The sequence below is a fragment of the Cellulosimicrobium sp. ES-005 genome, assembly GCF_040448685.1.
In the GTDB taxonomy this organism is placed as follows: Bacteria; Actinomycetota; Actinomycetes; order Actinomycetales; family Cellulomonadaceae; genus Cellulosimicrobium; species Cellulosimicrobium cellulans_G.
Genome location: NZ_CP159290.1, coordinates 4,848,872 through 4,855,880, shown reverse-complemented (window position 1 = coordinate 4,855,880; position 7,009 = coordinate 4,848,872). Strand labels below are relative to the sequence as shown.

At 74.3% G+C, this 7,009-nt stretch carries 5 protein-coding genes; 2 read left to right on the top strand and 3 right to left on the bottom strand.

The features are described from left to right. Positions 1–65: 65 nt before the first annotated feature. Both ABRQ22_RS21655 and ABRQ22_RS21650 read left to right on the top strand, forming a co-directional pair. Positions 66–1,259, top strand: a complete 1,194-nt coding sequence (locus ABRQ22_RS21655; protein ID WP_353708129.1) for a glycoside hydrolase family 15 protein — start codon at positions 66–68, stop codon at positions 1,257–1,259. Next, the gene (locus ABRQ22_RS21650; protein WP_353708128.1) at positions 1,256–3,526 is read left to right on the top strand and encodes a TIM-barrel domain-containing protein; all 2,271 of its coding nucleotides are present in this window, start codon (positions 1,256–1,258) and stop codon (positions 3,524–3,526) included. The genes ABRQ22_RS21655 and ABRQ22_RS21650 overlap by 4 nt, the downstream gene beginning before the upstream one ends. Positions 3,527–3,615: 89 nt before the next feature. Here ABRQ22_RS21650 and ABRQ22_RS21645 read toward each other — a convergent pair whose 3' ends face one another. The 3 genes from ABRQ22_RS21645 to ABRQ22_RS21635 are packed head-to-tail and all read right to left on the bottom strand — an operon-like array spanning position 3,616 to position 6,998. After that, entirely contained in the window at positions 3,616–4,926 is a 1,311-nt protein-coding gene (locus ABRQ22_RS21645) for a site-2 protease family protein (protein WP_253051289.1), read from the bottom strand. 55 nt (positions 4,927–4,981) lie between these two features. Further along, positions 4,982–6,181 carry a 1-deoxy-D-xylulose-5-phosphate reductoisomerase gene (dxr, locus tag ABRQ22_RS21640; RefSeq protein WP_353708127.1) on the bottom strand — a complete coding sequence of 400 codons (1,200 nt, stop codon included), beginning with the start codon at positions 6,179–6,181 and terminating at the stop codon, positions 4,982–4,984. Between the two features lie 55 nt (positions 6,182–6,236). Continuing rightward, positions 6,237–6,998 carry a class I SAM-dependent methyltransferase gene (locus tag ABRQ22_RS21635; protein WP_353708126.1) on the bottom strand — a complete coding sequence of 254 codons (762 nt, stop codon included), beginning with the start codon at positions 6,996–6,998 and terminating at the stop codon, positions 6,237–6,239. Positions 6,999–7,009: the final 11 nt, after the last annotated feature.

Below are 7,009 nucleotides of genomic sequence, written 5' to 3'. Positions count from 1 at the left end.
CCCCCCCCCCCCCCCCCCCCCCCCACCCCCGGATCCACCCACCCTCACCACCCAGGACGACATCCATGAGCATCGCCCTTCCCGCGACGACCGACGACCTCGACCACCTGCGCGACCTGGCGCACGTCAGCGCGGAGGTGATCTCACAGCACCAGGACGTCGGCGGCGCCTACCCCGCCTCGCCGACGTTCAGCGCCTACCAGGGCTATGCGTGGTTCCGTGACGGGTCGTTCGTCGCCGAGGGGATGTCCCGCTACGGCGACGTCGAGTCCGTCGACCGCTTCCACCGGTGGGCCGTGGGCGTCCTGACGTCCCGCGGCGAGCACGTCGCGGCACTGCTCGCTCGGGCCGAGGCCGGGGAGGAGCTGCCGCTGACGGACATGCTGCCCACGCGGTTCCGGCTCGACGGATCCGACGGTCAGGACCCCTGGTGGGACTTCCAGACCGACGGGTACGGCATGTGGCTGTGGCAGCTCGTGACGCACGCGGAGCGTCACGGCCGCCCTCTCGACGCCTACCGCGACGCCGTACGGATCGCGGTCGACTACCTCTTCGCGACGTGGCGCCTCCCCTGCTACGACTGGTGGGAGGAGCACGTCGAGGAGCGCCACCCCTCGACCCTGGCCCCGGTCCGCGCGGGCCTCATGGCCGTCGCGGGCGCCCGGTCGGCCGACGGCTCCCCCCTCCTCGACGACGCGCGCTCGATGCGCGCCCTCCGGATCGCCGAGGAGATCGTCGCGCTCGTGCACGCCGAGGGCATGACGTCGGGCCGCGCGAGCGACCCCGACGCTCCGCACCTCGCGAAGTGGTTCGGTTCGGGCGCGGTCGACGCGTCGCTCGCCGCGTGCGTCGTCCCGTTCGGCCTCGTCGAGCCCGGATCACCCGTCGCGGAGGCCACGCTCGACGCCGTCGCGCGCGACCTCGACGTGGACGGCGGCGTGCACCGCTTCCGCGCCGACGTGTTCTACGGGGGCGGCCAGTGGCTCCTGCTGTCGGCCCTGCTCGGCTGGAACCACGCGCGCGCCGGTCGGACCGACGAGGCGTGGCGCCACCTGCGGTGGATCGCCTCCCAGGCCGAACCCGACGGGCAGATGCCCGAGCAGGTCCCCGACCACCTCCTGCACGCCGACTCGCGCGACGAGTGGATCGAGAAGTGGGGGCCCGTGGCCCTGCCCCTGCTCTGGTCCCACGGCATGTACCTGATCCTGGCCGACGAGCTCGGCCTCTTGACCGACACGACGACGGAGCAGCACCCATGACGACCCTGATCCACCGCCCGGCCGGCATCGGCCACCCCTACGCCGCGTCGGCCGACCAGCGCGTGCCCGTACGCCCGCACGCCGGCAGTGCCGTCAGCCTGGGCGTCGTCGTCGAGAACGCCCCCGCCGACGTCGCCGTCACGTGCGAGTGGGACGACGGCGAGCAGGTCACGAGTCTCGGCGTCGCGCCCGGCTCTGTCTCGCCGGCCGACGCGGCGGCCCTCGCGGGCGGCGACGGCCACCTCGCCGCGGCGCAGGCGGGCCAGCTCGCCGCCGACGGCGCCTGGCACGCCACCAGCCCCGTCCTCGACGCCGGGCGCCGCTACCGCTACCGCTTCACGGCCGACGGCGTGAGCACCGAGTGGTTCGAGGTCAGCGCGGGCGCGTGGACCTCGACCGCCCCCGCCGGTTCCCGCGGCGTGACCGTGGGCGGGGTCCCCGCCGACGAGCACCCCCTCGTCGTCCCCGGCTCGGTCGAGTGGTGGGTCGACCAGGACCGCGCGCACCGCGTGCGCCTCGCGTTCCGCCTCGCCGACTCCGAGCACGTCGTCGGCTTCGGCGAGCGCTTCGACGCGGTCGACCAGCGCGGCAAGCGCCTCGACGCCGTCGTGTTCGAGCAGTACAAGTCGCAGGGCGCGACGGGCCGCACCTACCTGCCCATGCCGTTCGCGCACGTCGTCGGCGGTGAGGGCTGGGGCTTCCACGTCCGCACCTCGCGCCGCACCTGGTACGACGTCGCCGCCACGGCGCCCGATCGTCTCGTGATCGAGGCCGCGCTCGGGGACGACGCGGCGCTCGACGTCGGCGTCTACGAGGGCGACCCGACCGCGGTCCTCAAGGCGTTCGGCGACGAGGTCGGTCGCGCCGAGGAGCTCCCTGAGTGGGTCCTGCGTCTGTGGGCCTCCGGCAACGAGTGGAACACCCAGCAGCTCGTCATGAGCCAGATGGACGCGCACCGTGATCTCGACATCCCCGTGGGCGTGGTCGTCATCGAAGCGTGGAGCGACGAGGAGGGCATCACGATCTTCCGCGACGCCCGGTACGCGGTCCATGCCGACGGCGCACCACACTCCGCGGACGACTTCACCTACCCGGCCGACGGCGCGTGGCCCGACCCTCAGGGCATGATCGACGAGCTTCACGCTCGCGGCGTCAAGGTCGTCCTGTGGCAGATCCCGCTCCTCAAGACCGAGCACGACCTCGGCCCCGACGTGCCGCACGACGCGCAGGTTCTCGCCGACGGCCGTGCCATGGTCGCGGCCGGGCACGCCGTCCGCGAGGCCGACGGCAGCGCGTACCACAACCGCGGGTGGTGGTTCCCGCAGTCCCTCATGGCCGACCTGTCGACTCCCGAGGGCCGCGAGTGGTGGACCGCGCGGCGGCAGTACCTCGTCGGCGAGCTCGACGTCGACGGCTTCAAGACCGATGGCGGCGAGCACGCCTGGGGCGACGAGCTCCGATACGGCGACGGGCGCCGCGGCGACGAGGGCAACAACCTGTACCCCGTCCACTACGCGCGCGCGTTCGGCGACCTGCTGCGCAAGAACGGCAAGGCACCCGTGACGTTCTCCCGCGCCGGGTTCACCGGCTCGCAGGCGCACGGCCTGCACTGGGCGGGCGACGAGAACTCCACGTGGGAGGCGTTCCGCTGGTCCATGACCGCGGGCATCACCGCCTCGGCGTGCGGCATCGTCTACTGGGGCTGGGACCTCGCCGGGTTCTCCGGCCCCGTGCCGGGCTCCGAGCTGTACCTGCGCGGCGTCGCGGCCGCGACGTTCACCCCCGTCATGCAGTACCACTCCGAGTTCAACCACCACCGGCGGCCGCTGCGCGACCGCACACCGTGGTACGTCGCGGAGACGAACGACGACCCGGAGGTCGTCGACGTGTTCCGCGCCTACGCCCAGCTCCGCGAGCGGCTCGTGCCCTACGTCGCCGAGCAGGCGCGCCGCTCGATCGCCACGGGCGCGCCGCTCATGCGCGGCCTGTTCGTCGACCACGCGCACGACGAGAACGTGTGGGCGCACGCGGACGAGTTCCAGCTCGGGGACGACCTCCTCGTGCACCCGGTGACGCAGGAGGGAGCCACGTCGTGGAGCACGTACCTCCCGGCCGGCGACTGGGTGGACGCGTGGACGGGGCGACCCGCCACGGGTGAGCGACGCGGCCCGGGCCAGGTCGTCACCCGTCCGGTGCCGCGCGACGTCATCCCCGTGTACGTCCGCACCGACGCGTGGGAGCGCCTCGCGCCGGTGTTCCAGGCGTAGCGCGGCTCCGGCGTAGCGGTCAGCAAGACGTCGCGCAAGAGGACGGGCCCGGGACCCGCAGAGGCGTGGTCCCGGGCCCGTCCGTGCGCTCAGGTCAGGCGGACGGGGTCGATGATGTCGGCGAGGATGAGGAGGGCGCCGACGCCGACGAGGACGACGAACATGACGTACGCGACGGGCATCATGCGGGCGAGGTCCGCGGGGCCGGGGCGCGGGAGGCCGCGGACCCGGGCGACCGTGCGCTTGGCCCCCTCGTAGAGGGCGTTGACGACGTGCCCGCCGTCGAGCGGCAGCAGCGGGATGAGGTTGAAGACGAACAGGGCCACGTTGAGCGCGGCGAGCAGCATGAGCATCGTGACGACGCGGTCGAGGACCGGGCTCTCGGCACCTGCCACGTCCACCGCGACACGGCCGACGCCGACGACGCTCATCACGGAGTCCTGGCCGCGGGGCGCGTCGGTGAACGCGGCCTGGGCGGCCTCGTAGACCTTCACGGGCAGGGTGACGATGATCCCCGCCGTGCCGCTCACCTGCTGCCACGTGGCCTCGGCCGCGACGCCGATCCCCGTGGGCTGCCGCTCCACCGTCGGGGTGAAGCCGACGAAGCCGGCGGGCTCGGTCACCGGGTCGCCGGACTCGTCCACGACGGGCGTCCCGTCCTCGGCGACGACCTGGCGCTCCACGTCGACGGGCGTGATGGTGAGGTCGACCTGCTCGCCGTCGCGCTCGACGACGACGGGCGTCGCCTGGCCGGCGGAGCCGCGGATCATCCCCGAGAGCTGGTCCCAGGAGGTGACCTCCGTGCCGTCGAACGACACCACGGTGTCGCCCGGCTCCAGTCCGGCGGCGGCCGCCGGCGACGGGTCGGCCGTGGCCGCGCACTCCTCCTGCTCGGTCGCGACGACCGACGGGACGCACGCGGACACGGACCCGACCGTCGTCGTGACGGCGGGCAGGCCGATGCCGACGCACACGATCGCCATGAGCACGAACGCGATGAGGAGGTTCATGAAGGGACCGCCGAGCATGACGACGACCTTCTTGGGCGCGGAGAGGTTGTAGAAGGCCCGGTGCTCCTCGCCGGGCCGGATCTCCTCGGTGCTCGCGTCGCGGGCGTCGGCGACGACCTGCGAGAAGAAGCCGTTCCCCCGCGGGCGCGCACCGGCGGGCGCGGGCGGGTACATGCCGACGAGGCGGACGTAGCCGCCGAGCGGGATCGCCTTGAACCCGTACTCGGTCTCGCCCCGGGTGCGCGACCACAGGGTCGGGCCGAACCCGACCATGTACTGGCTCACGCGGACGCCGAACCTCTTCGCGGGCACCATGTGCCCGACCTCGTGCAGCGCGATCGAGACGACGATCCCGACCACGATCACGAGGATGCCGATCAGCGTCGCCATCTGTCCCTCTGCTCCTTCTCGGCCCGGGCGCTCGACGCGACCGGACGGTTGCTCGTCACCGGCGGTCCAGGATCTCGCGCGCGCGGGCGCGCGCCCAGGCCTCGGCCTCCGCCACGTCGTCCAACGTCACGGCGTCCGCGGAGGTTCCGTCGTGCGCCGCGAGCACACGCTCGACGGTCGTCACGATGTCACCGAAACCTGCGCGTCCGCTGAGGAAGGCCGCGACGGCCTCCTCGTTGGCGGCGTTGTAGACCGCCGGGTGGGTCGCGCTCGCCGCGACGGCGGCGCGCGCGAGGCTCACCGCGGGGAACGCGGCGTCGTCGAGGGGCTCGAACGTCCACGACGTCGCGGCCGTCCAGTCGCACGGCGGGGTCACGGGGTCGAGCCGCTCGGGCCACGACAGCCCGAGCGCGATGGGCAGGCGCATGTCCGGGGGCGACGCCTGCGCGATCGTCGAGCCGTCGACGAACTCGACCATCGAGTGCACCACGGACTGCGGGTGGACGACGACCGTGATGTCGTCGGCGGGGACGTCGAACAGCAGGTGCGCCTCGATGAGCTCGAGGCCCTTGTTCATGAGGCTCGCGGAGTTCACGGTGACGACCGGACCCATGGCCCACGTGGGGTGCGCGAGCGCCTGCTCGACCGTCGCCGCCTTGACCGCGTCCGCGTCCCACCCGCGGAAGGGCCCGCCGGAGGCGGTCAGGATCAGGCGGCGCACCTCGGCCCGCGTCCCGGACCGCAGGCACTGCGCGATGGCCGAGTGCTCGGAGTCGACGGGCACGATCTGGTCGGCGTGCTGCTGCGCCGCGCGCACCAGGGCACCCCCGGCGACGAGCGACTCCTTGTTCGCGAGGGCCAGCGTGGACCCGGCGCGCAGCGCGGCGAGCGTCGGGCCGAGCCCGACGGAACCCGTGACGCCGTTGAGGACGACGTCGCTCCCCCGGGCGGCGAGCGCAGCGGCGGCGTCGGGCCCGGCGAGCACCTCGGGGACGTCCGCACGTCCGGCGAAGGCGCGCGCCAGCGCCTCGCCCAGCGCCGTGGCGCGCGACGCGTCGGCGACGCCGACCGCGCGCACGCCCAGCGTCGCGGCCTGGCGCGCGAGCAGCTCCACGTCTCCGCCGCCCGCCGAGAGCGCGTCGACGCGGAACCGGTCGGGGTGGGCCTGGACGACGTCGATCGCCTGCGTGCCGATCGACCCGGTCGAGCCGAGGATCGTCACGGTGCGGAGGGCGGGGGCGGGTCCGTCGGGCATGGTTCCCATCCTCCCAGGCCGCGGGCGGTGCGTGCGCACGGCGTGTCCCGACGCGTCAGCGCGGGGCCGTCCACTCGAGCGTGTACCGGAAGAAGAGCCGACGGCGCACGCGCACCCCGGGCAGGTGCGCCCGGGCCGTGCGCGCGATCTCGTCGACGGTGTGCCGCGAGTCCCGGACCGGCATGCCCGGGGCGTCCGTCCCGGGATCCCCGGGCCGGGCTCGGCGCGGGTGCTTGACGAGGCCCACGAGGGGGTTGAGGAGCGCCGACGGGACGTCGACCGCGAGGTCGCGCGCCGACACCACGCGCGCGAGGCCGACGACGAGCAGCCGCCCGCCCGGGGCGAGGAGGCTGCGGGCGTGCGCGAGTCCGTCGTCGAGGTCGAGATGGTGCAGCACCGCGACCATCGTCACCGCGTCGTAGCCCCCGCCCACCCGGGCGTCCGGGCCGGTGGGGCGTTCCCGAGGACCGGGCTCGCCGGGTGAGCGGACGTCGTCGGGCGAGCGGACGTCGTCGAACCCGAGCTGCCGGACGGTCACGGCGGGGTCGGCGGCGAGGCGCGCCAGAGCCTGGGCGACCATGCCCGCGTCGGCGTCGATCCCGTGGACCTCGGGAGCCCGGCCGCGCAGCCGGCCGAGCAGCACGCCGGCCCCGCAGCCCACGTCGAGCACGACCCGGGCGCCGCGCGGCACCCGGCGCACGACCCAGCCGTGGAAGTGCTCGTTGTGGTTCCACGGGTGCCGGTCGTTGGCCGCCTTCAGCCACGAGGCGGCGCGGCGCACCAGCGGGTTCGCGGACGTCCGCGGATCGAGGCTCACGCGCGTCGGGT

Excerpts from the sequence above, each read along its gene's own strand:
- ABRQ22_RS21650 (WP_353708128.1), top strand. The coding sequence starts at position 1,256 with ATGACGACCCTGATCCACCGCCCGGCCGGCATCGGCCACCCCTACGCC.
- dxr (WP_353708127.1), bottom strand. The coding sequence starts at position 6,181 with ATGCCCGACGGACCCGCCCCCGCCCTCCGCACCGTGACGATCCTCGGC.
- ABRQ22_RS21655 (WP_353708129.1), top strand. The coding sequence starts at position 66 with ATGAGCATCGCCCTTCCCGCGACGACCGACGACCTCGACCACCTGCGC.
- ABRQ22_RS21645 (WP_253051289.1), bottom strand. The coding sequence starts at position 4,926 with ATGGCGACGCTGATCGGCATCCTCGTGATCGTGGTCGGGATCGTCGTC.